The 26,314-nt window shown below is 65.7% G+C and carries 28 protein-coding genes; 11 read left to right on the forward strand and 17 right to left on the reverse strand.

Annotated features, from left to right (window positions below; translation table 11 throughout):
* The first annotated feature begins 30 nt into the window (after positions 1 to 30).
* Together HMPREF3067_RS04055 and HMPREF3067_RS04060 are read left to right on the forward strand one after the other, a co-directional pair.
* Positions 31 to 2,169 (forward strand): PTS fructose transporter subunit IIABC, encoded by a 2,139-nt coding sequence (locus HMPREF3067_RS04055; RefSeq protein WP_070768453.1) that lies wholly within the window; start codon positions 31 to 33, stop codon positions 2,167 to 2,169.
* 123 nt (positions 2,170 to 2,292) lie between these two features.
* Complete coding sequence (locus HMPREF3067_RS04060) at positions 2,293 to 2,562, forward strand: HPr family phosphocarrier protein (protein ID WP_070768454.1); 270 nt, start codon at positions 2,293 to 2,295, stop codon at positions 2,560 to 2,562.
* 99 nt (positions 2,563 to 2,661) lie between these two features.
* Here HMPREF3067_RS04060 and HMPREF3067_RS04065 read toward each other — a convergent pair whose 3' ends face one another.
* From HMPREF3067_RS04065 to hflX, 4 genes are all read right to left on the reverse strand, one after another.
* Positions 2,662 to 4,404, reverse strand: coding sequence for an FtsX-like permease family protein (locus HMPREF3067_RS04065; protein WP_070768455.1), 1,743 nt, complete (start codon positions 4,402 to 4,404; stop codon positions 2,662 to 2,664).
* A 3-nt stretch (positions 4,405 to 4,407) separates the two neighbouring features.
* Positions 4,408 to 5,082 carry an ATP-binding cassette domain-containing protein gene (locus tag HMPREF3067_RS04070; RefSeq protein WP_083319128.1) on the reverse strand — a complete coding sequence of 225 codons (675 nt, stop codon included), beginning with the start codon at positions 5,080 to 5,082 and terminating at the stop codon, positions 4,408 to 4,410.
* A 376-nt stretch (positions 5,083 to 5,458) separates the two neighbouring features.
* The gene (locus HMPREF3067_RS04075) at positions 5,459 to 6,742 is read right to left on the reverse strand and encodes a uracil-xanthine permease family protein (RefSeq protein ID WP_070768457.1); all 1,284 of its coding nucleotides are present in this window, start codon (positions 6,740 to 6,742) and stop codon (positions 5,459 to 5,461) included.
* Between the two features lie 35 nt (positions 6,743 to 6,777).
* The gene (gene hflX, locus HMPREF3067_RS04080) at positions 6,778 to 8,274 is read right to left on the reverse strand and encodes a GTPase HflX (RefSeq protein WP_070768458.1); all 1,497 of its coding nucleotides are present in this window, start codon (positions 8,272 to 8,274) and stop codon (positions 6,778 to 6,780) included.
* A gap of 292 nt (positions 8,275 to 8,566) precedes the next feature.
* On the opposite strand from hflX, the gene HMPREF3067_RS04085 reads away from it, so the two are divergent.
* Entirely contained in the window at positions 8,567 to 9,310 is a 744-nt protein-coding gene (locus HMPREF3067_RS04085; RefSeq protein ID WP_070768497.1) for a hypothetical protein, read from the forward strand.
* Between the two features lie 98 nt (positions 9,311 to 9,408).
* Positions 9,409 to 9,978, forward strand: a complete 570-nt coding sequence (locus HMPREF3067_RS04090; protein WP_070768459.1) for a hypothetical protein — start codon at positions 9,409 to 9,411, stop codon at positions 9,976 to 9,978.
* Here the strand turns inward: HMPREF3067_RS04090 and dapF are convergent.
* From dapF to HMPREF3067_RS04105, 3 genes are all read right to left on the reverse strand, one after another.
* Complete coding sequence (gene dapF, locus HMPREF3067_RS04095) at positions 9,975 to 10,820, reverse strand: diaminopimelate epimerase (protein WP_070768460.1); 846 nt, start codon at positions 10,818 to 10,820, stop codon at positions 9,975 to 9,977. The two genes, HMPREF3067_RS04090 and dapF, sit on opposite strands and share 4 nt — an antisense overlap.
* An 83-nt stretch (positions 10,821 to 10,903) precedes the next feature.
* Complete coding sequence (gene miaA / locus HMPREF3067_RS04100; protein ID WP_070768498.1) at positions 10,904 to 11,809, reverse strand: tRNA (adenosine(37)-N6)-dimethylallyltransferase MiaA; 906 nt, start codon at positions 11,807 to 11,809, stop codon at positions 10,904 to 10,906.
* A gap of 2 nt (positions 11,810 to 11,811) precedes the next feature.
* Complete coding sequence (locus HMPREF3067_RS04105) at positions 11,812 to 12,465, reverse strand: hypothetical protein (protein WP_070768461.1); 654 nt, start codon at positions 12,463 to 12,465, stop codon at positions 11,812 to 11,814.
* A 196-nt stretch (positions 12,466 to 12,661) separates the two neighbouring features.
* Here HMPREF3067_RS04105 and HMPREF3067_RS04110 point away from each other — a divergent pair, with 196 nt between their 5' ends.
* The 3 genes from HMPREF3067_RS04110 to HMPREF3067_RS11335 are packed head-to-tail and all read left to right on the forward strand — an operon-like array spanning position 12,662 to position 15,250.
* Positions 12,662 to 14,017 (forward strand): DUF349 domain-containing protein, encoded by a 1,356-nt coding sequence (locus tag HMPREF3067_RS04110; protein WP_070768462.1) that lies wholly within the window; start codon positions 12,662 to 12,664, stop codon positions 14,015 to 14,017.
* A gap of 5 nt (positions 14,018 to 14,022) precedes the next feature.
* Positions 14,023 to 15,132 carry a hypothetical protein gene (locus tag HMPREF3067_RS04115; protein WP_070768463.1) on the forward strand — a complete coding sequence of 370 codons (1,110 nt, stop codon included), beginning with the start codon at positions 14,023 to 14,025 and terminating at the stop codon, positions 15,130 to 15,132.
* The gene (locus HMPREF3067_RS11335) at positions 15,038 to 15,250 is read left to right on the forward strand and encodes a hypothetical protein (RefSeq protein WP_371259766.1); all 213 of its coding nucleotides are present in this window, start codon (positions 15,038 to 15,040) and stop codon (positions 15,248 to 15,250) included. The genes HMPREF3067_RS04115 and HMPREF3067_RS11335 overlap by 95 nt, the downstream gene beginning before the upstream one ends.
* Here the strand turns inward: HMPREF3067_RS11335 and HMPREF3067_RS04120 are convergent.
* The 5 genes from HMPREF3067_RS04120 to HMPREF3067_RS04140 all read right to left on the reverse strand — a co-directional run bounded on the left by HMPREF3067_RS04120 (position 15,247) and on the right by HMPREF3067_RS04140 (position 19,771).
* Positions 15,247 to 15,966, reverse strand: coding sequence for an Rv2732c family membrane protein (locus HMPREF3067_RS04120; protein WP_246819232.1), 720 nt, complete (start codon positions 15,964 to 15,966; stop codon positions 15,247 to 15,249). The genes HMPREF3067_RS11335 and HMPREF3067_RS04120 overlap by 4 nt on opposite strands.
* 24 nt (positions 15,967 to 15,990) lie before the next feature.
* Positions 15,991 to 17,511, reverse strand: coding sequence for a tRNA (N6-isopentenyl adenosine(37)-C2)-methylthiotransferase MiaB (gene miaB / locus HMPREF3067_RS04125; RefSeq protein WP_070768464.1), 1,521 nt, complete (start codon positions 17,509 to 17,511; stop codon positions 15,991 to 15,993).
* 61 nt (positions 17,512 to 17,572) lie between these two features.
* On the reverse strand, positions 17,573 to 18,169 hold the full coding sequence (locus HMPREF3067_RS04130; protein WP_070768465.1) for a regulatory protein RecX: 597 nt from the start codon (positions 18,167 to 18,169) through the stop codon (positions 17,573 to 17,575).
* 4 nt (positions 18,170 to 18,173) lie between these two features.
* The gene (recA, locus tag HMPREF3067_RS04135; RefSeq protein WP_070768466.1) at positions 18,174 to 19,319 is read right to left on the reverse strand and encodes a recombinase RecA; all 1,146 of its coding nucleotides are present in this window, start codon (positions 19,317 to 19,319) and stop codon (positions 18,174 to 18,176) included.
* Between the two features lie 236 nt (positions 19,320 to 19,555).
* Complete coding sequence (locus HMPREF3067_RS04140; RefSeq protein WP_070768500.1) at positions 19,556 to 19,771, reverse strand: DUF3046 domain-containing protein; 216 nt, start codon at positions 19,769 to 19,771, stop codon at positions 19,556 to 19,558.
* A 174-nt stretch (positions 19,772 to 19,945) separates the two neighbouring features.
* Between HMPREF3067_RS04140 and HMPREF3067_RS04145 the strand changes: the two genes are divergently transcribed.
* From HMPREF3067_RS04145 to HMPREF3067_RS04155, 3 genes are read left to right on the forward strand one after another with little or no spacing between them, the layout of a single operon-like run.
* Positions 19,946 to 20,533, forward strand: a complete 588-nt coding sequence (locus tag HMPREF3067_RS04145; protein ID WP_070768467.1) for a biotin transporter BioY — start codon at positions 19,946 to 19,948, stop codon at positions 20,531 to 20,533.
* Positions 20,520 to 21,212: an energy-coupling factor ABC transporter ATP-binding protein gene (locus HMPREF3067_RS04150; RefSeq protein ID WP_070768468.1), complete on the forward strand. Its 693-nt coding sequence runs from the start codon at positions 20,520 to 20,522 to the stop codon at positions 21,210 to 21,212. The genes HMPREF3067_RS04145 and HMPREF3067_RS04150 overlap by 14 nt, the downstream gene beginning before the upstream one ends.
* 19 nt (positions 21,213 to 21,231) lie before the next feature.
* Positions 21,232 to 21,849 (forward strand): energy-coupling factor transporter transmembrane component T family protein, encoded by a 618-nt coding sequence (locus HMPREF3067_RS04155; RefSeq protein WP_070768469.1) that lies wholly within the window; start codon positions 21,232 to 21,234, stop codon positions 21,847 to 21,849.
* A gap of 99 nt (positions 21,850 to 21,948) precedes the next feature.
* On the opposite strand, the gene HMPREF3067_RS04160 is transcribed toward HMPREF3067_RS04155, so the two are convergent.
* The 4 genes from HMPREF3067_RS04160 to pgsA all read right to left on the reverse strand — a co-directional run bounded on the left by HMPREF3067_RS04160 (position 21,949) and on the right by pgsA (position 24,429).
* A complete protein-coding gene (locus HMPREF3067_RS04160) occupies positions 21,949 to 22,818 on the reverse strand; it encodes a PspA/IM30 family protein (RefSeq protein WP_070768470.1) in 870 nt (289 codons plus the stop codon).
* Between the two features lie 110 nt (positions 22,819 to 22,928).
* A complete protein-coding gene (locus tag HMPREF3067_RS04165) occupies positions 22,929 to 23,270 on the reverse strand; it encodes a helix-turn-helix domain-containing protein (RefSeq protein ID WP_070768471.1) in 342 nt (113 codons plus the stop codon).
* 36 nt (positions 23,271 to 23,306) lie between these two features.
* Positions 23,307 to 23,822 carry a CinA family protein gene (locus tag HMPREF3067_RS04170; RefSeq protein ID WP_070768472.1) on the reverse strand — a complete coding sequence of 172 codons (516 nt, stop codon included), beginning with the start codon at positions 23,820 to 23,822 and terminating at the stop codon, positions 23,307 to 23,309.
* Positions 23,815 to 24,429 carry a CDP-diacylglycerol--glycerol-3-phosphate 3-phosphatidyltransferase gene (gene pgsA / locus HMPREF3067_RS04175; RefSeq protein ID WP_371259768.1) on the reverse strand — a complete coding sequence of 205 codons (615 nt, stop codon included), beginning with the start codon at positions 24,427 to 24,429 and terminating at the stop codon, positions 23,815 to 23,817. The genes HMPREF3067_RS04170 and pgsA overlap by 8 nt, the downstream gene beginning before the upstream one ends.
* A 187-nt stretch (positions 24,430 to 24,616) precedes the next feature.
* Between pgsA and HMPREF3067_RS04180 the strand changes: the two genes are divergently transcribed.
* Positions 24,617 to 24,904 (forward strand): YciI family protein, encoded by a 288-nt coding sequence (locus tag HMPREF3067_RS04180; protein ID WP_070768474.1) that lies wholly within the window; start codon positions 24,617 to 24,619, stop codon positions 24,902 to 24,904.
* A gap of 144 nt (positions 24,905 to 25,048) precedes the next feature.
* Here the strand turns inward: HMPREF3067_RS04180 and HMPREF3067_RS04185 are convergent, their stop codons facing one another.
* A complete protein-coding gene (locus HMPREF3067_RS04185; RefSeq protein WP_070768475.1) occupies positions 25,049 to 26,164 on the reverse strand; it encodes a TerC family protein in 1,116 nt (371 codons plus the stop codon).
* Between the last annotated feature and the right edge of the window lie 150 nt (positions 26,165 to 26,314).

Raw genomic sequence — 26,314 nt, forward strand, 5'->3', positions numbered from 1 at the left:
CCCGAAATCCTAAAGAATTGGAGCTGTCTCATGGCTTCTGAGATCATCACCGCCGACCTGGTGGCCCTTGATGCCCACTTCAGCGATTCCGTCGACTCGGTCATCACCGAGCTGGCCACGCTGGTGCACTCCACCGGCCGCGCCACAGAGGTCGACGGCCTGGCCCAGTCGGCCATCGAACGCGAGTCCAAGGGGCGCACCGACGTGGCCGGGCAGGTCGCCATCCCGCACTGCCGTTCCGCCGCGGTCACCGAGCCGACCCTGGCGTTCGCGCGCCTGGCCGACGGCGTCGACTTCTCCGGCCCCGACGGCGACGCTAACTTGGTCTTCCTCATCGCCGCTCCCGAAGGCGGCGGCAAGGCCCACCTGAAGATTCTGTCCAAGCTGGCCCGCGCGCTCGTCCGCCCAGACTTCCTCGAGGTCCTGCGTACCGCCCAGCGCCCGGAAGAAGTCGTCGAGGCCGTCCTCGGCGTGGTCAACGCGGAAAAGAGGCCGAAGAAGCAGGCCGCGGAGACTGCCGGCAGCGCCGGGGCACAGGCCGGGGCCACCGCGGTTACCAGTGCCGCGGCTGCTAACGTCACTAACACCACCGGTGCACGGGAGTCGGCATCCGGTGCCGCGGTCACGCGCATCGTGGCGGTGACCGCCTGCCCGACCGGTATTGCCCACACCTACATGGCAGCCGACGCGCTGACGCAGAACGCGGATACCCGCTCCGATATCGAGCTCAACGTAGAGACTCAGGGCTCCGCCAACCAGGAGCCGCTCCCCAGCAGCGTCATCGAGACCGCCGATGCCGTCATCTTCGCCACCGACGTCGGGGTCCGCGACCGCGAGCGCTTCGCCGGCAAGCCGGTGATCGAGTCCGGGGTTAAGCGCGCCATCAACGAGCCCGGCACCATGCTGGACGAGGCCGTGGCGGCCGCGCAGAAGCCGAACGCCCGCAAGGTCAGCGGTACCGCCGCGGCCCAGTCCAGCGACGCCGAGGAAGGCGCGAAGCTGGGCTGGGGCAAGCGCATCCAGCAGGCGATCATGACCGGTGTATCCTACATGGTTCCGTTCGTGGCCGCCGGCGGCCTGCTGCTGGCGCTTGGCTTCCTCTTCGGTGGCGCCGACGTCGCCAACGGCTGGCAGGCCATTACCACCAACTACTCCCCGACCAACCTGCCGGGCAATGCCGTTGAGGTCGACGGGGCGATGATGGAATTCCAGCGCTCCGGGATGATGCTCTACCTGGGCGCGGTTCTGTTCGCCACCGGCCAGGCCGCCATGAGTTTCATCGTGGCCGCGCTGTCCGGCTATATCGCCTTCGCGCTGGCCGGACGCCCCGGCATCGCCCCGGGCTTTGCCGGCGGCGCCATCGCCGTGCTGCTGGGCGCCGGCTTCATCGGCGGCCTGGTCACCGGTCTCATCGCCGGCCTAGTCGCCATGTGGATCGGCAGCTGGAAGGTCCCGCGCTGGCTGGGCTCCCTGATGCCGGTGGTCATCATCCCGCTGTTCGCCACCCTGGTCGTCGGCGTACTGATGTACATGCTGTTGGGCGCGCCGCTGGCCGGCATCATGGAGGGCCTGCAGAACTGGCTGCGCTCCATGACCGGCTCCTCCGCGGTCCTGCTGGGCCTTATCCTCGGCCTGATGATGTGCTTCGACCTGGGCGGCCCAGTCAACAAGGCGGCCTACCTCTTCGCCACCGCCGGCCTGTCCACCGGCGACCAGGCCTCCATGGAGATCATGGCCGCGGTCATGGCCGCCGGCATGGTGCCGCCTATCGCCCTGTCACTGGCCACGTTCATCCGCAAGAACCTGTTCACCCCGGCGGAGCAAGAAAACGGTAAGTCCGCCTGGCTGCTGGGCCTGTCCTTCGTCTCGGAAGGCGCCATCCCGTTCGCCGCGGCCGACCCGTTCCGCGTCATCCCGGCCATGATGGCCGGCGGCGCCGTGACCGGCGCTATCTCCATGGGCATGGGCGTTACCTCCCGCGCCCCGCACGGCGGCATCTTCGTGCCGTTCGCTATCTCCCCGGTGGGCAGCTACTTCCTGGCGATCATCGCCGGCGTGGTGGTCTCGGCCATCTGTGTGCTCGCCCTCAAGCAGTTCTGGCCTAACAAGGCCGTGCGCGAAGCCGCTGCCAAGGACGCCGCCGCCCAGGCCGAGCCCGCCGCGGCTTAAAGCACGCCCCGCGGCGCTACCGCTTCCGCCACAGTCGCGCGCACACCGGCGCGGGGCGTGGCACGCGGAACTAGCGCGCCGTAGACTGGGGCAGAAAACAACCGATGAAAGGATTGATTAATCATGGCTTCCAAGACTGTCAAGGTAGGTTCCTCCGTGGGCCTGCACGCCCGTCCGGCTTCCATCATCGCTGACGCCGCTGGCGAGTTCGACGAGGACATCTTCCTCAACCTCGTGGGCGAAGACGATGACGATGAGACCGATGCCGCCTCGTCCCTGATGATCATGGCCCTAGGCGCCGAGCAGGGCGACGAGGTCACCGTCACTTCCGAGAACTCCGAAGCCGTCGAGAAGATCGCTTCCCTCATCGAGCAGGATTTGGACGCCGAGTAAAAGGTCCTAAAGCAGCGGCCCGTAATCTGTAGTAATTAGCAAGGAAATCCCGCCCACGCGGCGGGATTTTTGCGTCTTTAGGCGCCGGCACGCCAGTGTCTAGGGCGCTTCTGCGCCACGCTCGTCCTTGTTTGGGGTAGGCAGGAAGGCAGTCGCACTCGTGCCTAAGAAGACGAGGACAAAGAGCACCCATAGCCCTGGGGGAAGGTAAGGCAGCAGCGCCCCCGGGTACCCCGAGACCGCGACATGGACGGCGACCGTGTACCAGATGCCCACGAGGAGCGCTGTCAGCATGGCAACACAGTACGGGAAGAGGATGGCCCAAAATTCCGTTCGCCGGATCGCGCCTTGGGTACGGCCCAAAAGACGCAGCGGTGAGAAGAACGCATGCAGATTGGCCCGCTTGCCCATCACAGAGACCGCGAGGACCAGGCAGATCGCCAGGAGAGTGTAGGCCGCGGTGGGGACGAAACCGGCGGTTCCGTCGCCGTGGGGCCCGTACATGATCTGGCTATCCATATCCACGTGCCGTACCCAATCCTGCGCGGACTCCACCCGGAGATGATCCGGTGCGCTAGCCGATTCTGCGACCACGGGAAGCCCCCATTCCGGTTTGACTGGAGACTCGCTAGAGATACCGGAGAACGGCACCATGAAGTCTGGGTAGAAGGGGCTGTGGGTTTTCACCGGCGCCGCGGGCGAGAGTAGTTGCCCTATCACGTGGTCATTCGATCCGGCCAGAGAATAGTCAGACGCCTTCTCCATCGGTACGGAGGTCTCCCCCGCAGCTTCGAAGTCCGAAGGCTGCCAGTAGACCACCCCACGGCAGTCGTCACCGATCTCCTCGCATACACCGTCTGCTTCCTGCGCTTGCAACAGGCGAAAATCTTGGCCAACGACGACTGGGACCGTTTGGAAATTCTGGGATCCTACGTAATTTGCCGCCCATAACGAGGTCTGTGCACCTGTGAAGCCTGCCAGCGGGATGGCCACGAGCGCGGTAGCAAGCCCCACCCTCGAGGTCGTCCCGACGGTTTCGGAGGAGCGGATGCCTAGTGCGGGTGCCGACCAGCCGCTCACCTTTTTGATCGCCGCGGCTGCCCAGCGAGCTAGCGCCCGAGCGAAGGGGCCGGCAAGTGTGACAGCGAGGAACGGCAAGGTGAAGACGAATATCAACACGACAGGCCCTGGCGGAGTCGTCACCATGGACCAGATACCCGCGGCAATATTGACCACTGCGAGCACTAGGCCAACCAGTCCCACCAAGGACTTGGACTTACCTACTGTCGCCGCTCCCCGATCCCCGGTTTTGGCCAGCACCTTGTCAACGTTGAGAATCCCCACGCCGAGGAGGTACAGGGGGACTAAGACCAACAGTGACGACCAGGCAACGTCAATGGGCGAGCCCCAGTGATCTGGCAGCTGCTTGTTGAGCCCTAGCAAAATCACCTTGAAAAGCGGCGTCGCCAACAACCGTCCCAACACGACCGCCGAAACGCTTGCCAGAAGCGCCAGGCACGCCCCTTGCAGCAGCAGGTGCCTGGTGAAAAACGCCCTGCCTATGCCGAGAATCCGCAGCGCTTGCACGGTATTTCGGTGGTCAGCGATAAAATTCTGATGCGCCAACCGAACCCCGGCGAATGCCGGGATGATCGCAATCAGACTCATATTCGTCACGCCAGCCTTGAAATCGCTGCTTCCGCCAGTCGAGAATGCGACGTAAAGGATGGTGCCGACGAGCGTGCCTATTACTACCGCAGCCAGTACGATTCCCCCGATGAAGGGGCGCGCCGTCACCGACAGCTCTCTCCGGTAGGCGGCGGTGGGAGTCATGGCCTTCATGAGCTATGCCCCCATCTGCAGCAGCGTTTCTGCCTGCCCGTTGAAAAGCTCGCGGTGGGAGCAATAGACCACTATGGCTCCCCGCTTCGCCGACTGGCGCAGCAAGTCCTCGACCACGCTGACATTCGCGCCATCAAGCGCACTGACGGACTCATCCATGAGCACTAGGTCCGGTTGGGAAGCTAGTGCCTGGGCCACCGCAACGCGCTGGCGCTGACCCCCGGATAACTCTACCGGCAGGGCTTCTGCGAAAGGCTGCATGCCCAACGTGCCAAGCAGCTCATCCCTGCCCTGGGCGTCGAGCCCCCGTCCGGCGACGTGAACTGCCAGCTCGAGGTTCTCCCGGCAGCTGAGGCTAGGCAGGAGGGTCGGCGCCTGTGGCGCGTATCCGACGTGCGCGGCGCGCCACGAGGTTAGCTTCTTGGCCGCGCCCTTTCCGAACCGTTTACCGTCGATGGTGACCTGGCCTTCACTGGGTGAGCGCAGACCGGCCAACAGGTCCAGAACCGTGGATTTACCGCTTCCCGATGGGCCCCGGACTTCGTAAATGCCAGGCCGTGACAACGACAGCGAGGCATCCCGCAGAATATATGGCCCATATTTCGAGTATCGAAAAGAGACACTGTCCCAGTCGATGTGCGACACCGGATTCTCTCCCTTCCGACAAACACGAGGCATCTCCCGAACCAGGTCCCGGCCCGCGGCGAAAGACTGCCTCCGCCAACGGCGGCAGTCAGTTCTGCTTGCACAGGCGGTAGCGCTCAGTGGGCCTCACGGTGGTTGTCATCGTGAAAATGTAAGAACTTAGCCATACTCTTTTGGCAGACTCCATTCTGTACCGGAAAGTCCCCATTGCCCTCCCTTATTCCACCGATATTAAACAGATTTAACGCGAAGTTCACTTCATAGTCACATGCTTAGTGACGCCACCCGATGGTCCTATTGAGATTCTCAACTCGACCACAAAGCCGCGCTCACGCACTTTAGAACCTCCAAGATCGCGAAAAGCCCTGTCCAGATAACCAGACAGCGCTTAAGCTGATTGAGCGGGAGCCTAATACTTCGCGTTCTGCCCTTCCCCGACGTGGTCGTAGAGGCGCTTCATGATGGGGTAACCGATGATGATGCCGACGGAGCCCCAGGCGATGCCCTCGAGAGTGACGCCGAAGACGTCGAGGGTGAGGTTGCCGATTCCGGCGATGAGCGCCACGGCGGCCGCGGTCAGGTTGACCGGGTTGTTGAAGTTGACCTTGTTGTCCATCCAGATGCGCACGCCGAGCATGCCGATGAGCCCGTAGAGCACCAGGGTGGCTCCGCCCAGCACGCCGGTGGGGATGGTGAAGATGAGCGCGCCGAATTTCGGGACGAATGCCAGGGCGATGGCGGTCAGGGCCGCGACGAAATAGGCGGCGGTGGAATAGACCCGGGTGGCGGCCATGACACCAATGTTTTCCGCGTAGGTGGTGGTGCCGGAGCCGCCGAAGCCGCCGGCCAAAGAGGTGGCCAGGCCGTCGGCGAAGAGGGCATCGCCCGCCAAGTCGTCGAGGTCCCGGTTGGTCATCTCCGAGACGGCCTTGACGTGGCCGACGTTTTCGGCGATGAGGACGACCAGCACCGGCAGGGCCACCGCGATGGCCGAGAGGTTGAACTCCGGGGCGTGGAACTGCGGCAGGCCCACCCAGGCTGCCTCCCTAATGGATTCGCCGGCGGACGGTTCCAAGTTGCCGGTCAGCGCGGCAAAGGCCCAGCCGACTACGACGCCGATGAGGATGGACAGGCGCGAGACCATGCCGCGGCCGGCCACCGTGGCCAGCAGGATGACCACCAGGGTCACGGCGGCCACCAGCGGCTGACTGGAGAAGTTCGCGGCTGCGTTCGGGGCCAGGTTCAGGCCGATGAGTGCGACGATGGCGCCGGTAACGGCCGGGGGCATGACGGCGTCGATAACGCGCTTGCCCGCTGCCTTGACGATGAGGCCGATGATAATCAACGCCACGCCCGTGCACAGCACGGCGCCGGCCTGCACGCCAATGCCCTGGGCCTGCGAGGCGGAGAGCGGCGCGATGAAGGCGAACGAGGAGCCCAGGTAGGACGGCAGGCGGTTGCGGGTAATCGCCAAGAACAGGATGGTGCCGATGCCGGAGAACAACAGCGTGGTATTGACCGGGAAACCGGTCAGGGTGGGCACCAGCAGCGTGGCGCCGAACATGGCCACGACGTGCTGCATGCCAATGCCGATGGTGCGCGGCCAGTTCAACCGTTCTTCCGGGGCGACCACGGCCCCCGGGGCGATCTTCTTTCCGTCACCGTGGACGGTCCATCCGAAAATATTACTCACGAGTCTTCATTATGGATCACCTGCGCCGGGCAGGGTTAATCCACGCGAAACTCGGTAAGCTCCGCCGCGACCTGCTGCGGCACGCGGGCGCTTATCCGAGTGCCGTCTTCCAAGTAGTCCTCGCTGCGCACCGTGCCCTCCTCGTGGAGGCGGGCCACCACGTCGCCGCGGGTGTACGGCACGAGCAACTCGACGTCCGCGTCCAGGGTGTTGAGGAAGAGCTCGACCCGGGTGGTCAGCTCGTCGACGCCCTCGCCGGTCTTCGCCGAGACGAAGACCACGTTGTCGCGGTCCAGGGTGTGGCGGACCTCCGCCAGCACCAGGGGATCGGCCTGGTCGATCTTGTTGATCACGATGATTTCCGGCGGCGGGTTCTCCCCCGTCTCCTTGACGATGTCGTAGGTGACTTTGTTGACCGCGGAGATCTGCTTGAGCGGGAAGGGATCCGAGCCGTCGACCACGTGCAGCATGAGATCCGCGCCCAGCACCTCCTCCAGCGTGGACTTGAAGGCCTCGACCAGCTGCGTGGGCAGGTGGCGGACGAAGCCGACGGTGTCGGTGAAGACCACCTGGCGGCCGTCGCCCAGCTGCGCGCGGCGGGTGGTGGGATCCAGCGTGGCGAACAGGGCGTCTTCCACCAGCACGCCGGCCCCGGTCATCGCGTTGATGAGCGAGGACTTGCCCGCGTTCGTGTAGCCGGCAATGGCGATCTGCGCCACCGTGGACGCGGCGCGGCGGGAGCGCTTGACCTCACGCGCGGTCTTCATGTTCCGCAGCGCCTTGCGCAGGCGGGCCATCTCCGTGCGGATGCGGCGGCGGTCGGTCTCAATCTTGGTCTCACCCGGGCCACGCAGGCCCACGCCGCCGTTGGAGCCGGCGCGGCCGCCCGCCTGGCGCGACAGGTTGCCGCCCCAACCACGGGTGTGTGTGTAAAGGTACTCCAGCTGGGCGAGCGAGACCTGCGCCTTACCTTCCTTAGACTTCGCGTGCTGGGCGAAGATATCCAGAATCAGCATCGTGCGGTCGATGACCTTAGTGTTGAGGGCGCGCTCCAGCGCGGTCAGCTGGCCGGGGTTGAGCTCGCCGTCGCAGATGACCGTGTCCGCGCCGGTGGCCTCCACGATCTCTTTGAGCTCCTTGACCTTGCCGGAGCCGATGAACGTGCCGGAGTCTGGCTTGTCGCGCTTCTGGTAGATGAGCTCGACGACCTCGGCGCCGGCGGTCTCGGCCAAGGCGGCCAGCTCGTCCAGGGTGGCCTCGACCTCGGCGATGGTGCCCTCGGTCCACACACCGACCAGGATGACCTGCTCCAGGCGCAGCTTTCGGTACTCAACTTCGTAGCCATCCGTGGTGTCCTCGGCGCGGATGGTGGTCTCCCGGGTCACGCTGCGCAAAGCGTTACGCTCTGCCAGATCCATCTCACCGGTGCTTAGTTCCTCGTCCGCGTGCGCGGGCCGTTGCGGCGCGTTGTCGCGGAAGGCGTGGGCGAGCAGCTTTTCGTGCTCGTTACTAAATTGTGAAGATTCAGTCATATTGGTACTTATTCTTCCACGTCACTGCGCTAAACCCCAAGTGACACCGGCTAACTGAAGACCGCCGCTTCCGCGGGTGCCGTCTGGGGACAGCGGGCGGGGCCCACGGACGGCCGCCGCGAATTTAAGTGCCGGCACTCGTAAGGGATAGAATATCGATATGACCACGCATGCCAGCCAGTCCGGCCCGACGACCGCGGCCGATACCCCAGCCTCTTCCCAGCAGCCGACCCCGGAAGCGCCCGCCGCCCGCGCAGAACAACCGGCCGGGACGGTGCACAAGCTGCCGGAAATGGCGGCGTTGGGCTTTAACTTCGACCGCTGGCAACAAGCCGTCGAGGCGGCGATCGCCACGGATCACCTGCAGGTCACTGGCGAGGTCCGCGGCGGGCAGCTCATCCAGTTCACCGACCCGAGCGGCGCGCAGCTCAACATCCTCGCCGTGGAGCCGTTTGCCACCTTCGTCGGCTTCAACGCCGTAACGCAGTCCTTCGCCCACGTCGACATGGTCAACGACGTGCTCGCCCACCTGGAGGTCATCGACCCCTTCGGCACGGTGCTGGCCACGGTGACCGCGAACCTCGCCCAGGGCCCGCTGCTGGCGGAGGAAGAAACCCAGCAGTGGCAGCAGGTCAGTCTGACCGCCTTGGCATTGGAGACCCGCCGCTACGCCTCTGCCGAGGCCTTTGAGGCCGAAACCGGCCAGTTCCCGGCGGTGGCCAAGTCCAGCGGCGCGGAGATCATCGCCTCCGGCTCCGGGGCCCTGGCCCCGACCCCGGCCTTCGAGTTCGCCGGGCGCGTGATGGAAAGCCAGTGGCTGACCAACGAGCTGACCGGCCAGCGCTTTGCCCACGTGGTGCTCGACGGCGCCTTCCCGCTGGATGTTTGCTTGCCCGACGACGGCGGCGAGCTGCCGGAAAAGAACACGGTCCTGGCCGCCTCGGCCCTGCTGACCGCTAGCGTGGCCGCCCCGACCGGCGGCTGTGGCTCCGGCGGGGGCTGCGGGTGCGGCTCCGGCGGTTGCGGTTGTTCCTAGTCGACGGCCGTCCCACACGGTAAGATGCCCCTCAAAGTCCTGTCCGTTTATTCGTAGCTTCCGATATTTAACCGGCCCTTCAAGGAGGTGACCCCACCATGCCACTGCCTTTCCCCCGATCCGCTGGCCAGCGCCGCGCCCTGGCGATCGTTTCGACGATCATCGCCGCCGCCTTCCTCATCGGGCTGCTCAAGGTAGTCGGCTTAGTGGTCGCGCTCCTGCTGGCCGGGGCGGTGTGGGTCATGCTCTCCATGCGCCCGGACGCCCACGAACACCGGGTGCTGCGCTCTTCCATCCAGCTGTCGGCGGAAGACATCACGGACGTCATGGACGAATTCGACCACTTCAGCAACGCCCAGGACGCCGACACCATCGCGGACCGCACCCTGCACCGCCCGGCGCTGCTGGATTACGACTGCGGCGACGAGGCGGTAGAAAACTTCCACTACCAGTACGCCTCCGCGCGCCGCTTCCTCAACCGGCTGAATGCCCGCTTGGCCAGCACGGAGCTAGAAACCCAGGACTTGGAGTCGCTGCTGCGGGTCACCGACCAGCGCGCGCTCGATATCAAGGAGTCCTGGATCAACGCCCGCCGGTCCGCCCAGCGGCTGGGCGCGCGCTATAACAGCGAGGGCCCCGACAACAGCCTGGGCGACGAGGCCAGCTAGAGGCTGGTCTCCCCGTCCGCGACGATCCGCGACGGGCCGGTCAGTACCGAGCCGCCGTCGGTGATGGTGACCTCCACGGTCCCGCCCGGCACGTGGACGCGCACGGTACCCTCCCCGCGGCCGGCATCGGCCAGCGCGACGCGCGCGGCGGCCACGGTTCCCGTACCGCACGAGCGCGTCTCCCCTACGCCGCGCTCGACCACGCGCATGTGCACCTCGCCGTCTGCGGCCGGGGTGACGATTTCCACGTTGACCCCCGCCGGGAAAAAATCCGTGTCCCAGGTCGGGGTGCCCAGCTCCCACTCGGCAAGCTCCGCCGGTTCCAGGCCCGGCACGACCGCGGCCAAGTGGGGGTTTCCCACGTCCACGCCAAGGCCCGCTACCCGGTGGGTGCCCACCTGCGCGGTCGAGCCCCCTAGCACCTTCGCCTCGCCCATCTGGACGCTGACGGTGGCGTCCGTGGCATCGGCAGCGTGCACCGTCACCTCCTTGGTGCCGGCGCGGGTGCCGACGTTGAAGGTGGAGCCATCGACCAGGCCGTGGGCGCTGAGCCAGTGGGCGAAGACCCGGGTGCCGTTGCCGCACATCTCCGCCACGGAGCCATCCGCATTACGGTAGTCCATGAACCAATCCTCGCGGTCCAAGCCAGCGGGCAGCTCCTCGATCTCGCCGGCCTCCAGCAGCTGCCCGGCGCGCACCACGCGCAACACGCCGTCAGCGCCGAGCCCGGCGCGCCTGTCGCACAGCCGCTGCACGCGCTTTTCGGGCAGATCCACGAGCTCCTCGAAGCTCGGGATGATGAGGAAATCGTTCTCGGTTCCGTGACCTTTACTAACTCGCATGGCACCGAGTCTACTGTTTCGTCTACTGTTTTCCCGACCAGGCCCCAGCCAGCGGGGCTGGGGTGCGCGGGGCGGCAAGGCTACTAGCCCAGGCCTAAGGCCTGCTGGGCCGCGGCGAAGGTGTCGCCGGCCGCATCCAACCAGTAGATGCGCTTGTCCCGGCGGAACCAGGAGCGTTGGCGCCGCACGTAGCGGCGCGTGCCGAAGACGGTCTTTTCTTCCGCCTCATCTAGAAAGAGCTGGCCGTCGAGGTACTGCAGGACCTGCGCGTAGCCGATGGCCCGGCCCGCCGTGGAGTCCGCCCGCAGGCCCATCTCTTTGAGGCCTTCGACCTCGCCGACCAGCCCCTGGGCGAACATCTGCCGGGTGCGCAGCTCAATGCGCGGGTTGAGCCATTCGGCCGGGGCGTGCAGCCCCAGCAGCCGCGTCCCCCAGCGGGGCGGGGCGTTCTTGGGCGGCTGGCTGGCCTGGAAGGGCCGGCCGGTCAGCTCGATGACTTCCAGGGCGCGCACGGTGCGCCGCGGGTCTTGGTCCTCGATGGTCTCGGCGGCCTGCGGGTCCCGCTCGGCCAGCAGGTCGTGTAGGGCCGCCGTGCCGATGTCTAGCCGGAGGTCTTCGTATTTCTGGCGGACGTCCGGGTCCGTTGGCGGGAACTGCCAATCATCGACCAGGGACTGGACGTAGAGCATCGACCCGCCGACCAGGATGGGGGTCTTGCCCCGGGACTGGATGTCTTCCACGTCGGCTATCGCCGCGGTCTGGTAGCGGGCCACGGAGGCGGTCTCCGTGACGTTCCAGACGTCCAGCTGGTGGTGCGGGATGCCTTCGCGCTCTTCGACAGAAAGCTTAGCCGTGCCGATATCCATGCCGCGGTACAGCTGCATGGAGTCGACGTTGACCACTTCCCCGTCGAGTGCGTGCGCCAGGGCCACGCCGAGCGCGGATTTGCCGGAGGCCGTCGGCCCCACCACGGCAATGGGGGTTGGCAGCATTAGTCCACCTCCCAGCGCGCGACGTAGCGCCCCACACCCAGGGAGTCGTCCGCGGCGATGAGCTCCGCCTCCCGCCGGCCCCAGCGGGAGGCGCACTCGGCCAGCTCCAGCCAGAGCGCCGGCTCGACGATGCCGGCCTCGAACAGGTGCCCCGCGTCCCATGCGTGCGGGGTGGTGCTGCCTCCTCCAAGCAGCTCGCAGCACCACTGGTGCGCCGCGGCTGCTGCGGGCAGCTCGGCCAGCGGGGCGCGGCTGTCTAGCCCGGCGCTGCCGTCGACGACCACCACGGTGATGGCCTGCTGGTCGGGCGTGCCGAGGTGCTCGCGCACGGCCCGCACCTCTACCCCGTCGACGGGCTCGGCGACGTAGCGGGCCACCAGCTCCGCCAGGTAATGCCCGCCCGACACCCGGACCTGCGGCGCGCCCCAGGCCGCGAAGGAGCCGGCGTGTTTGGTGCGCCAGCGCGGCGCCTGCGAGCAGACCACGTCGACCGGCACGCGGGCGTGCTCGGCTAGGGCGTGCGCGCGAAGCGTGGCTACCGCCTGCCCCAGCGCCGCGCGGGCGTGGTCTAGCAATTGGGCCCCGGCGGCATCGCTAGGCGCGAGTTCGCGCACCAAGGCGGGGGAACCGGGGATTATCACGAAGGTAGACATACGCGGATAATCTTAGCCGCTGGCGGGGCTGCCCCACAGTTCACCCGGCCGCCTGGGAGTCCGCACGTGGCGGGTGAATACCGAGTAAAGTAATGAATCGGCACTTCGCGCTTTTTAGGGCGCGAAATCGCATACTCACGTAGAAGGCAGCCGTGTCGCGCGGCGGCGATTTTTGCACAAGGATGGTGTTTGACTCATGGCCCCTCAATCACAGGTACCGCACCCCGGCAACATGCCGAAGCCCGGCCCTCGGCCGCAGGCCCCGAAGCCGGGTCAAACCCCGCAGCCCGGGGCTCAGCCGGCAACGCCGGTAGCACTGTCCCAGACGCCGAAGTCCGACCCGACCAAGTGGGGCCGGGTGGCTGCAGACGGCACCGTCTACGTCACCACCGGTGACGGCGAGCGCGCCGTGGGCTCCTGGCAGGCGGGTACGGCCGCCGAGGGCCTGGCCCACTTCGGCAAGCGCTACGACGACCTGGCCACCGAGGTCGAGCTGCTCGAGGCCCGCCTCAAGGCCAACCCGCAGGAGGCGGATTCCATCAAGGACACCGCCGCCACCCTGCGCGCGGACCTGGCCACCGCCGCCGTGGTGGGCGACCTGGACGCGCTGGACAAGCGCCTGGCCGCCATCATGGACCACTCCGCCGCCGCGCGGGAGAAGGCCCAGGCTGACAAGGCCGAGCGCCGCGCCGCGGCCATCGCGGAGAAGGAAAAGCTCGCGGCTGAGGCCGAGGAGATCGCGGAAAACTCCACCGAGTGGAAGGCCGCCGGCGACCGCATCCGCGCCATCCTGGACGAGTGGAAGACCATCAAAGGCATCGACCGCAAGACCGATGACCAGCTGTGGAAGCGCTACTCCCGCGCCCGCGACGCCTTCAACCGCCGCCGCGGCTCTCACTTCGCGGAGCTGGACCGCTCTCGCGCTGCCGCCCGGAAGAAGAAGGAAGAGCTGGTCGAGCGCGCCGAGGCACTCCAGAACTCCACCGACTGGGGCCCGACCGCCCGCGCCTATCGCGACCTGATGCAAGAGTGGAAGGCCGCCGGCCGCGCCCCGCGCGACGTGGATGATCGCCTCTGGGCGCGGTTCCGCGCCGCCCAGGACCACTTCTTCAACGCCCGCAACCAGGTCAACGCGGAGCGCGACAAGGAATTCGCCGCCAACGCCCAAGCCAAGGACACGCTGCTGGCGGAGTACTCCCCGCAGATCGACCCGGCGGCCAACCTGAACACCGCCAAGGCCAAGCTGCGCGAGCTGCAGGAAAAGTGGGAGGAGATTGGCTTCGTCCCGCGCAACCAGATCCGCGAGTACGAGGACAAGATCGCCGAAGTCGAAAAGCGCGTCTCCGACGCCGAGGAGTCCCAGTGGCGCCGCACCGACCCGGAGGCCCAGGCGCGCGTGGAACAGTTCCGCTCCCGTGCTCAGGACTTTAACCAGCAGGCGGATGCGGCCGCCGCCACGGGCAACACGCAGAAGGAAAAGAAGCTGCGCGCCCAGGCCGAGCAGTGGGAGCAGTGGGCCCAGACCGCCGCCGCGGTACTGGATGAGCAGTAGTACCCGTGCCTGATTTCCCCCACCTGCACCTGGCCCACCTTGCCGCTCCCCGCACCAGCGACGGCCGTCCGGTCGCCCCGGGCCAGCCTGCGGTATTCACCGAGCCCAGCGATGCCATCCGGACGCTGAGCTTCCTGTCGAACCTGGCCGCTCAGGAAGCCACCAGGGATCCGGCGGCCTCCATGTCCGCGGAGCTGGCGCTGCACGCGCTGTGCGGCACCCCGGAGATGCTCACTGACCTTTTCGCGGTTGTCTCCGGCCCCGTTCCCGTGGGCGAGCTCTCCCCGCTGGGCTACCCGCTGCTGGCCAGCACCGGTGACATCCCGGAGCTCGACTACGTGGGCTTCATCCAGCTCAGCCGCCCGCAGCTCGAGGATTTGGGCAACGCCGAGCTCGACTGCGTGTTGGACGCGGGCTACCTCCCCCTGCCGGGCACCCCGCTGGAGCCGGAGGCCGCGGATTTGTTGGCCTGGATGCTGGATACCGGCTGCGATCTCGCCCAGCGCCTGGGCCGTGCCCGCGTGCTCACCGGGATGATGCACACGCCGGACGACGAGGTCCTGCCCGCCTCCCTCGCGGAGGTCTTCACGCGCAGCCGGTTTAGCCGCCGGCACGCCGAGACCCAGCTGGTCACCCACATAACGGCGGCGGGCGGCCAGGCCACCCCGGACTCCCCGGTTCTCCCGGATCTCGCGAATCTCCCAGGTCTCCCCGGCCTGCCCGAGGGTTGGCAGTTCGCTGCCTTCCACAACTACGACCTGCCCGCCGATATCGAGCCCCAGGTCGTCGAGCTTCTCACGGTGGCCTCGCAGGACGCCGACTACGGGGCGATGACCGTCGAGCCGGTAGCCTGGACTGCCGACAGGCTCAACGAGGCCCGCCGCCCGTGTGCACGAGCGCCGGTCCGAGACCGTCCTCGTGGCGGCTATCGATGCCACCGGGGCCAGCCGCCGCGTGCGCAGCCTCGCCGAGTGCGGCCGCCACCACGGCGGGTACGCGGAGATAGCCGAATGGACACTCATGGTCACCGACCGGGATTGGCGCCGCCAGGGGCTGGCCACGGCCACCGCGCGGGCCGCGCTAGTTATGGCGCGAGATTTCTGGCCGGAACTTAACCGGGTCTACGGCTCCGCCGCGCTCAGCGACGTGCCCGCGCGGGCGCTGCACGCGCGCCTGGACAGCCAGCCCATCGCCGTGACCACGGCCTGGCAGCGCGACCTGCAGTTTCGTTAGTTCCGCGGCTGGCCGGTCCCGTTGGTCTCGCCGTGGGTGCGGCGGTAGCGGGCCGCGGCCTGCTGGCGGCGGTCATCGACCAGCAGCGGGTTACTGTCTGGGTCCACGGTGGCGCGGATGCGGTTCTGGACCTGTCCGACCTCGTCCATAGTCCCGGCCGCCGCGCGAGCGCGCTCCTGGGCCTCCTGCTGCTCCGGGCTGCGGCGCAGGGCCACCAGGCAGTAGGCGATAAAGGTCAGGCCGCAGGCGACGACCCCGCAGACGGCGCCGATGCCGACCCCGTAGCTCTGGGAGCCGCGCACCCAGAACATGAACAACGAGACCGCGAAGGCCACCGTCGCCATCATCCAGCCGGCCAGGCCGAATGCGGCCCGGCGGGTAATCAGCGTCAGGGTGGTCAGCACGCCCACGCCTAGGGTCATCAGCACGGCGAAGACGTATTCCACGATGGAGATCTCCACCTCACCGGACTGCCCGGTCAGCACTTGGAAACCGCGGACCGGGCCCGCGTGCGGCAGCAGCAGGTAGGCCACGAACAGGGCCACGGCCACCCAGAGGGTGACGATATGGCCGCGCAGGTCCATCGTGCGCGCCGCGCGCTTTTCCGCCGCGGCGGCGGCCTGCTTTTCCTTGCTGTTTTCAATATAGAGCAGCGGTTCCGGCTGCTCTACTTCCGAGCTGGAGGATGGCGTTTCCGGGCGATTTGAATCAGTCACAGTCTTCGACCTTACTCGGTTTGTTTAGCAGCACCCGCCGTTAGCGGATGCCGGGGTTTCGGCCGGCCGCCCCACCGACGGCAACCCCAGGCCAACGCCAACCGGCGCCGTGGTCGGGGTCTGGCCGGCGGCCGACATGTCGCCGGCCTTGGTGCGGCGGTGGGAGCTCACCCCGGCGTCGGCCACCAGGAAGAAGGAGCCGGAATCCGTCACCGTGGTGTGCACGATGTCGCCGGGGCGGATTTCATCCCGGATGTCGTTCCCATCGCCGTCCACAGCGGCGAAGTGGACTAGGCGGCCGTCGCGGGCGCGCCCGGACAGGCGGTGGGTCTGGTCGTTCTTGCGCCCGCCGGTGGCCTGCACGAGCAGATCCACGTCGGTGCCGACCAGCTGGGCGTTTTCCTCGGCCTGGATGGAGTCCTGCAGGGCCACCAGGCGCTCGAAGCGGTCCTGGACGACGTCCTTAGGGATTTGCTGTTCCATCTCCGCCGCCGGGGTGCCCGGCCGCGGGGAGTACTGGAACGTGAACGCGGAGCTAAACCGCGCCTTGCGCACCAGCTCCATGGTCTCCTGGAAGTCCTCCTCGGTCTCGCCCGGGAAGCCGACGATGATGTCGGTGGTGATCGCCGCGTGCGGGATCTTCTCGCGGACTTCATCCAGGATGCGGAGAAACTTCTTCGTGCGGTAGGACCGGCGCATGTCTTTGAGCACCTTGTCCGAGCCCGACTGGAGCGGCATGTGCAGCTGCGGGCAGACCGCCGGGGTCTCCGCCATGGCGTCGATGACGTCGGAGGTAAATTCCGCCGGGTGCGGGGAGGTAAAGCGCAGGCGCTCTAGGCCCTCGATCCGGCCCACCTGACGCAAGAGCTTGGAAAACGCGTACTTGTCGCGCGGCAGTTCCGGGTCGGCGAAGTGGACGCCGTAGGCGTTGACGTTCTGGCCCAGCAGGGTCACCTCGGACACACCCTGGTCGACCAGCGCCTGGACCTCGGCGAGGATGTCGCCGGGCCGGCGGTCCTCTTCCTTGCCGCGCAGCGAGGGCACGATGCAGAAGGTGCACGTGTTGTTGCAGCCGACGGAGATGGAGACCCAACCGGAGTAGGCGGACTCGCGCTTGGCGGGCAGCACCGAGGGGAACGCCTCCAGCGCGTCGACGATTTCGATCTGCGCCTCGTCGTTGTGGCGGGCGCGCTCCAACAGCGTCGGCAGCGCGGACATGTTGTGGGTACCGAAAACAGCGTCCACCCACGGCGCGTTGGTCAAGACGGTGTCCTTGTCCTTCTGTGCCAGACACCCGCCCACGGCGATCTGCATGCCGGGGTGGTTCTCCTTCGTCTTCTTCAGCGAACCCAGAGTGCCGTAGAGACGCTTGTCGGCGTTCTCGCGCACCGCGCAGGTGTTGAAGACGATCAGATCCGGCTCCACCTCCTGCGGGGCGGCCACGTAACCGGCGTCCTCCAGGAGGCCGGAGATACGCTCCGAGTCGTGCACGTTCATCTGACAGCCGAACGTGCGCACCTCGTAGGTGCGCGGGTTTTCAGTCATGGGGTTAGTCACGCCGGTTCATTTTAATGATCAACCAGGCCATTTCATAACTGCCCGGGGCCTAGGCTTCCAGCTCGGCCTCGCGCTCGGCCAGCGCCTTCTTCGCCAGATCCAGCGAGTCAGATTCCCGGAAACCGCGGCGGGCCAGCACGCCGACGATGCGGCGTAGCGCCTTGTCCCGCTCGTGCCTATCTGCGGGCACGGCCTTCACGCCGCGGGCCTTCTTTTGCGCCAGCGACCAGGCCATGGCGCGCTCGTCGGCGGCGTCAATCTGTTCCAACGCCACCTGGCGCTCCTCAGCACCCACGCCCTTGCGCTGCAGCTCCTGGTCCAGCACGCGGGCGGATTTCCCGCGGGCTTGGTGGCGCTGGCGCACCCACTCGCGGGCGAAGGTGGCGTCATCGACAAGCCCCACCCGGGACAAGTCATCCAAAACGTCCGCGACGACCGCGGGGTCGAATTCGAGCTTCTCCAGGCGCTGGGCGAGCTCTTGCCGCGAGCGGGAGCGCTGGTCCAGCAGCCGCAAGGCACGCTCGCGGACCTTGGACTTGGATTCCTCGGCTTCTCTATCGAAGAGATCGGTCTCGCCGCTGCCGCGCGCGTAATCGTCCAAGGCGCGCTGCAGCCGCGCGATCTTGTCCGGTGATGGCTGCGGCATCTACCTAGTCCTGGTCGTCGTCAAAGTCGACGTTCGGCACCAGGCCGACCGACTCATCCGTAAGGTCATCATCGGCACCCGGCACGTCCATGGCGACTTCCTCGCCCGCGTTGGCGGCGTCGGCGCCCACGCCCAGCTTGGTGAAGATCTTCTTCTCGATCTCATTAGCCAGGTCCTGGTTTTCCTTTAGGAAGTTGCGGGCCTTCTCCTTGCCCTGCCCCAGCTGGTCGCCCTCGTAGGTGAACCAGGAGCCGGACTTCTTGATGAAGCCGTGCTCGACACCCAGGTCGATGATGGAGGACTCACGGGAGATGCCCTCGCCGTACATGATGTCGAACTCCGCGATCTTGAACGGCGGGGAGACCTTGTTTTTGACGATCTTCATCTTGGTGCGGTTACCGATGGCGTCCTGGCCGTCCTTCAGGGTCTGGATGCGGCGGATGTCGCAGCGCACCGAGGCGTAGAACTTCAGGGCCTTACCGCCGGTGGTCGTCTCCGGGGAGCCGAACATGACGCCGATCTTTTCACGCAACTGGTTAATGAAGATGGCGGTTGTTCCGGAGTTGTACAGCGCGCCGGTCATCTTACGCAGTGCCTGCGACATCAGGCGGGCCTGCAAGCCGACGTGGCTGTCGCCCATCTCGCCTTCGATTTCCGCCTTCGGCGTCAGCGCGGCCACGGAGTCTACCACGATGATGTCGATGGCACCGGAGCGCACCAGCATGTCCGCGATCTCCAGCGCCTGCTCACCGGTATCCGGCTGGGAGACCAGCAGGTTGTCCGTGTCCACTCCCAGCAAACGAGCGTATTCTGGGTCGAGGGCGTGCTCGGCGTCGATAAAGGCGGCAATGCCCCCGCCCTTCTGGGCCTCCGCGATGGCGTGCAGGGCCACCGTGGTCTTACCGGAAGACTCTGGGCCGTAGATCTCTACCACGCGGCCGCGCGGGAAGCCGCCGATACCCAGCGCGATATCAATGGCGGTGTTGCCGGAGGAAATCGCCTGGATGGGCGGGCGGTTGTCATCGCCCAGACGCATGACCGCGCCCTTGCCATAATCCTTTTCGATCATGGCCATCGCGGCGTCTAGCGCCTTCTTGCGGTCATCCGCGCTATTTCCGGTGGCTTTAGCGGACTTCTTCTTAGCAGCCATGGTTCTAACTCACCTTTTCTTTAACAAGTCTTTTGGGCTTGAGTACTTAGAGCACTTCGCGTTTATAACTCAGCGCACGGATAAACCCGTGGCCTTAACTTTTAGACTCCGCCGGCTAGCCGGTAGGTTCCCGCGCGCTGGCGTTTACACCGTAGAACCTAATACCGCCGACGGACACCACCCCCATAGTACACGCACGCCTGTTCGAATTTCGAATGCGGCACGCCGTCTGCGGATCATTTGGTCGGATAGTCCACGCCCAGTCGGCGCTCTTCCGGGACGCTGAAATCGTCACACAACCCGTCCCAGACTTTGCCCGGATCGACGCCGCGTTCGATAAGCACGTCCGCGGTATCCCCGAACTCGGCCAGGACATGCGAATGGGAAATCCAGGCGGCCTTTTCGGCCCCGAATTCGTCCGTAATAAGCTGGGTGTACTCCGTCAAACGCATGCCCGCCATCCTACCGCGTTATATCCGCGGTCAACCAACCCGGCGGGCGTACAGAAAAACGTTTGCCCTTCTCACTATAAGGGGCCCTAGCGGGGGTACCTCTGTCCTGCATGAACACTGTTCAAAAGCGCCGGTTTCCTGCAGAATGCCAATTCGCTGCTAGGGTTTTCGGGCATGAAGAAGAATACCCTGGCCTCCGATCTGGCCTACGTGGCGGTCTTTACCGCCCTCGTCATTGTCCTCGCCTTTGTCTCCATCCCCGTCGGCACCGCCGGCGTCCCGATCGTTTTGCAGAACGCCGCCATCATCCTGGCCGGGCTCGTCCTGGGAGGCAAGCGCGGCCTGGCCGTCGGCCTCCTCTTCCTCTTCCTCGGGCTAGCCCTGCCGGTACTGGCCGGCGGCGGCACGACGCTGCGCGCCCTGGCCGGCCCGACCGTGGGCTACATAATCGGCTACGTGATCTCCCCGTGGGTCGCCGGCTCCATCGCCTACCGCGCCCCGCGCGCCAAGGGCGCCCGCATCGGCATCTTCATCCTGGCCGGCTTCGTGGCCCTGCTCATCCAGTACGTCTGCGGCGCTATCGGCCTGATGGTCCGCTCCGGCCTCTCGCTGACCGAGGCCACCGTGGCCCAATTCGCCTTCGTCCCAGTGGACTCCGCGAAGCTCGTCGTCGCCATCATCATTGCGTACGGCGTACACGCCGCCTTCCCGGATCTCATGGGCGCTACCAAGCGACGAGCAGACCGCCGTGCCAACAATTAAATTCGACCACGTCGGCGTCACCTACGACGAGACCGAGGTCCTGCGCGATATCTGCCTGGAGCTTAACGAGCACCGGATCGGCATCATCGGCGCGAACGGCGGCGGCAAATCCACCCTGACCCGTCTTATCAACGGACTGGGTGAGCCGACCAGCGGTACGGTGACCGTCGACGGACTCGACGTCGAAGAAAACGGCAAGGAGCTGCGCAAAAAGATCGGTTTCGTATTCTCCGACGCCGAAAACCAGATCGTCATGCCGCAGGTGCGCGACGACATCGCCTTTTCCCTGCGCCGCTTCAAGCTGTCGAAGGAGGAGCGCAACCGCCGTGTCGACGCCGCCCTCGAGCGTTTCGGGCTGACGGACCTAGCGGAGCAATCCCCGCACACCCTGTCGGGCGGGCAGAAGCAGATGCTGGCACTCGCGGCCGTACTCGTCATCGACCCCACGCTGATCCTCGCCGACGAACCCACTACCCTGCTGGACCTGCGCAACCGCGACCGCATCCGGCGCGAGTTCGCCAGCCTGGAGCAACAGCTCATCGTCGTCACGCACGACCTGGATTTCCTCAACGACTTCGACCGGGTCATCTGCATCGACGACCACCAGGTCGCCGCCGACGGCCCGCCGGTGGAGGTCTTAGGTTTCTACCGCAACCTCATGGCGGCCCGCCCGCTCTAAGGCAAAGGAGTCAACGCTCGTGCGGCGCAAAAACATACCGCTGAATGTCTACGTCGATAAAGACACCATCGTCCACCGGCTCTCCCCCTCGGTGAAGCTGGCTATCATCATCGTCTTTATCTTGGTCACCAGCATCTTCATCAAGACCATCCCCTGGGCCCTAGCTGCGGTAATCGTAGGCGCTATCCCCTACGCCCTGGCCCAGGTCCCGCCGTCCATCATCGCCAGCCAGCTCACCCTGCCCTTGTTTATCCTCGTGCCGCTGGCGGCCTTCCAATGGTGGTCGCGCGACTTCGAGTACGCGGCAGTGATGTTCTTGACCATCTTCGCGGCGATGGAAGTCGCCTTCCTGCTCACTCTCACCTCGACGGTGGACGAGATCATGGAGTCGATGGAGCGGACCCTCGCTCCCCTGGCGCGTTTCGGCCTTCCCGTGGAGACCATCAGCTTGGCGATGTCCCTGACTATCCGACTCATCCCGCTGTTGTTCGAAACCGTCGGCGAGGTCTTGGACGCCCGCAAGGCCCGCGGGGCGAACATGTCCGTGATGGCCTTTGCCACCCCGGTGGTCATTCGCTCCATCCGCCGCGCCCAGGCTATGGGCGAGGCGCTGGCCGCCCGCGGCGTCGGCGATTAGCGCCCGCAACGCAGCAAGCCCCCAGCTTCCCTGTTCGGGATGGCTGGGGGCTTGTGCCTGTCAGCGGGCGCTGATGCTAAGCACAGTAACTAGTGCGGATTACTCACCGCGCAGCTCGCGCAGGCGGGCCTCCACGGCGTCGTTGCTGACCTCCGGTTGGGCTGCCTTGCCGGCCTCCGACTGGGCGTTGCCGCTGGTGCTCTGGCCGGACTCAATCTGCTGCTTCTTCTGGCCCGACTCGACCGGCTTGGAGTCGTTCATCTCGGCGCGGATCTGCTCCAGACGGGAGTGGCCGGCCAACTGCACGCCGGCCTGCTGGATCTCCTGCATGCGGGACTCGACGGAGTTCTCAGCCAGCTCGGCCTGCCCCAGAGCCTTGGAGTAGCGGCGCTCGATCTTGTCGCGGACGGCGTCCAGCGACGGGGTCGAGCCGTTGGACAGCTCGTTCATGCTGCTCAGCGACTCGGAGACCTTCTCCTGCATCTTAGCCTGCTCCAGCTGGCTCAGCAGCTTGGAGCGCTCCGCCACCTTCTCGCGCAGCGCCATAGCGTTGCGCTCGACGGCCTTCTTAGCCTGGTCTGCCTGCTGCAGGGCCTGGTCGTGCAACTTCTTGGTGTCCTCGACGGACTGCTCCGCGGTCACCAGCTGCGCGGCGAAGGCCTCAGCGGCGTTTTCGTACTCGACCGCCTTGGTTTCGTCGCCGTCGGCGCGGGCCTTGTCGGCCAGTTGCAGGGCCTGCTTGGTGTTGCCCTGCAGCTTCTCGATCTCGCCCAGGCGGCGGTTCAGCTGCATTTCCAACTGGCGCTGGTTACCGATGACGGCCGCAGCCTGCTGGGACAGTTCCTGGTGCTGGCGCTGAGCGTCCTCGATGGCCTGCTCGATCTGGACCTTCGGATCGGCGTTTTCCTCAATCTTGGAGTCAAACAAAGCCATCAGGTACTTCCAGAGTTTGGAAAATGGGTTAGCCATGAGCCAAGGGCCTCTTTTCTTTAAACATATCGATTGCTCAGTAGTGCTTCGACCCACCATCGTAGCGAAAATAGCGGGCACACGCTGCCAATAGGCGGCGTCAAGGGGAGCTAAAGCTCGGAGGCAGCCGGGGCGGTCTGCGCCAGTTCTTCATCCACCGACGGCAGCGCCATGTAGCCGGCGGCCTCGATGAGTACATCGGCCACCGACACGTCGAGGGCGCCGCAGACCGCCGCGAGCATCTCGGAGGAAACCTCCTTGCGGCCGCGCTCGAGTTCGGAGAGGTAGCCCGGCGAGACGTGGGCGACCGCGGCGAGCTCGCGCAGGGTCACGGACTTGTCCGCGCGGAAAGCACGCAGGCTCAAGCCCAGGGCCTCCCGCAGCAACGGCTCGTTTAACGGCGCGGCATGGGAACGGGTGGGGGTATCCAGCAGTGCGGTAGTAGTGTTCATCACTAGTTCCAACGGCTCAGTAACGTACTTTGTTCCCTATCGGCGGGGAAAAATTCGAATCTTTTCCACAGCCACGGCAAGCGTCTCGGCCACTGCCCTGGTCCGAATCTCGTCTCGGGTACCCGAAAGGCCAGCAGGACCACCCACTTGCCAGGAGCGCTGGGAGCCATCCGGGGCGGCAAGCCCCGCCCAGACCTCGCCGACCGCGTGCCCGTCCTGCGGGTCGGGCCCGGCCACGCCGGTCAAGGCCAGGCCCCAGTCGGCGCCACACCGCGCCCGCGCCCCCGCAGCCATCGCCTCCGCCACTGACGCGGAGATAACAGTGTGCTCCGCGATCAGCGCGGGGTCCACGCCGGCCAGCGTGGTCTTGAGTTCAGTGGCGTAGGTGACCAGTCCCCCGCGCAGCACCGCCGATGCCCCGGCGACCGTGGCGAGCGTGGCCGCGCCCAGCCCCGCGGTCAGGGACTCGCACCAAGCGACGGTCTCACCGCGCTCCTTCAGCGCGGTCACCATCTCACCGGCGGCGGGGTTTGGGCCAGCAGGACTAGGCATTGTGCTTCCGGGCATCCGCCAGGTACTGCACGCCCGTGACAACCGTGACGGCCATGGCAAGGAGCATGACGGTCAGCGTCGGGATATTCATCCAGTCAGGCAGCGGGCACAGATACATGGCTACAGCCAGCGACTGCAGGACGGTCTTGAGCTTACCGCCCTTGGAGGCCGGGACCACCAGCCCGCGTCGCAGCATGACCATGCGCCAGATAGTGATGCCGAATTCGCGCACTAGGATGAGCACGGTGATCCACCACGGCAGCACCCCGATGATATTCAGACAGACCAGCGCCGTGGTCATCAGCGCCTTGTCCGCAATCGGATCGGCAATCTTGCCAAAGTCCGTAATGAGTCCCTTAGCCCGGGCGATGTCGCCGTCGAGCTTGTCCGTAATCATCAGCAGGGCGAAGACAGCAAACGCCCACCACTGATGTTCAGCCAACACGAGCCAGGCAAAGACCGGAATGAAAAGGATTCGCAGGCTAGTCAGGATGTTGGGCAGGTTCCAATTGGAGGGCTTCTCCCCGCCGCGCTTCAAGCCCCCGCCACCGCTGTGCGCTGGGCCGGGGTTGGATGACCTAGTTCCTGGTTGACTCACGTCTACAATCTTACCTGCTTTAGATAGTTTCCTTTTCTGCCACGGCCCAAACGGGGTCCCACCGGGCAATCAGCTGGGCGGACAAAGCCAACACCCCGCGAGTTCAGGGAGCAAGTCTCACCCAGGGCTAGACCGGGGACCGATCTAGCCCGCAAGAAAACCGCCGAGTCGGGCGCTAAAAAACTAAGATGACAGCATGAAGTATTTCGCCACCTTTTACGACTACGCCTCCACCAACCCGCTCGTGTCGGAGCAGCGCCCTGCCCACCGCGAATTCATCAACAGCCTGCGCGAGAGGGGCCTCATTGTGGGCTCCGGCCCCCACCCGGATTCAGCCGGCGGGGCGCTCATCATCCTGCAGCTAGACGACGACGCACAGGTCGCCGACGCCATCAAGATCATGGACGACGACCCGTTCCACACCTCGGGCGTGGTAACCCGCCGCAGCTTCCGCGAGTGGAACCCCGTCACCAAGATTTTCTAGACTGCGTGTTCTCTTATTCCGGCGCCGCAGCTACATGTGCGCGACCAGATTCCCACCAGCAGCGTAAATACCGGCTTTCGAAAGATCGTGCTCGGGACGATCGGATGGGGCGGTGCGCTGCGCACCGCCCCACTATGGTCGGGTTTAAGGCAATTCGGAGCTGGCGACCTCGTCGGCCTTGCCGATGAGGTGGCCGCGTTTGTCGCGGACGATCTTGTTGCCTTCCTCGTCCCAGTCGTAGTGATTGTGGGAGACTTTGATGCCGCCTTGGGCTTCGTCGCGTTTGTTCTTCCAGATGGATGCCAACACCGTGATGACAAGAACGCCCACGATGATGATCAGCGACCAGATGGTGGAAACCTCCGGCACCGGGACGTCGTCGCCGCCGTTGATGAACGGCAGGTTGTTCTCGTGCAGGGCGTGCAGCAGCAGCTTGACGCCGATGAAGCCCAGGATGATGCCCAAACCGTACGGCAAGTACACCAGGCGGTCCAACAGGCCGTCGAGCAGGAAGTACATCTGGCGCAGACCCATCAGCGAGAAGGCGTTGGTGGTAAAGACCAAAAACGCTTCCGAGGTGATGCCGTAAATGGCCGGGATGGAGTCGAAGGCGAACATGATGTCAATCAGGCCGATGGCCACCAGCGCCACGAACAGCGGGGTCAGCGCCAGCTTGCCCTTCTTGGGGCCGGATTCCTCGCGGTGGATGAGCTTGTCGCCGTGGTAGCGCGGGGTGACGTGAATGGCCTTGCGGATCATCTTGATGACCGCCATGTCGTTCGGGTCGGTCTCCGGGGCGTCGCGAACCTCGTCCACAATCAGCTTGATGGCGGTGTAGAGCAGGAAGATGGCGAACAGGTAGAACACGTCCGACCACGCGGCGATGACCGCGGCGCCCAGCAGAATGAAGACCAGGCGAAAGAGGAGTGCCAGCACGATGCCGATGAGCAGCACCTTCTGCTGGTACTTCCGCGGGATCTTGAACGCGCCCATGATCAGGGCGAAAACGAAGAGGTTGTCGACCGACAAGGCCTTCTCCGTCACGTAACCGGTGTAGTACTGCACGGCGTGTTCGTGGTCCCACAGGACCCAGATGACCACGCCGAACAGCAGCGCCAAAGCGACGTAGAAGCCGGTCCACAGACCGGATTCTTTCAGGGTGGGCTCGTGCGGGATACGCACGTGCGAGTAGAAATCAAAGACGAAAAATCCGAGAATGACTGCGCCAGTTAGCAGCCAAATCCATACGGGTACACTCATGGCACTTATCCCTCCGGTCGTTGCAGCAAAAAATTGACCGGAGGTCTCCCCCGCCCGGACGCCCGGGCCGGCGCGACCGGGAGCGGGCAGTGTGTGCTGCCGCTGCCGTGTTGACGATCAGCGCCGAAGGATGGGGTACTCCCCTCCAAG

The organism is Corynebacterium sp. HMSC04H06 (genome assembly GCF_001815935.1).
GTDB lineage: Bacteria > Actinomycetota > Actinomycetes > Mycobacteriales > Mycobacteriaceae > Corynebacterium.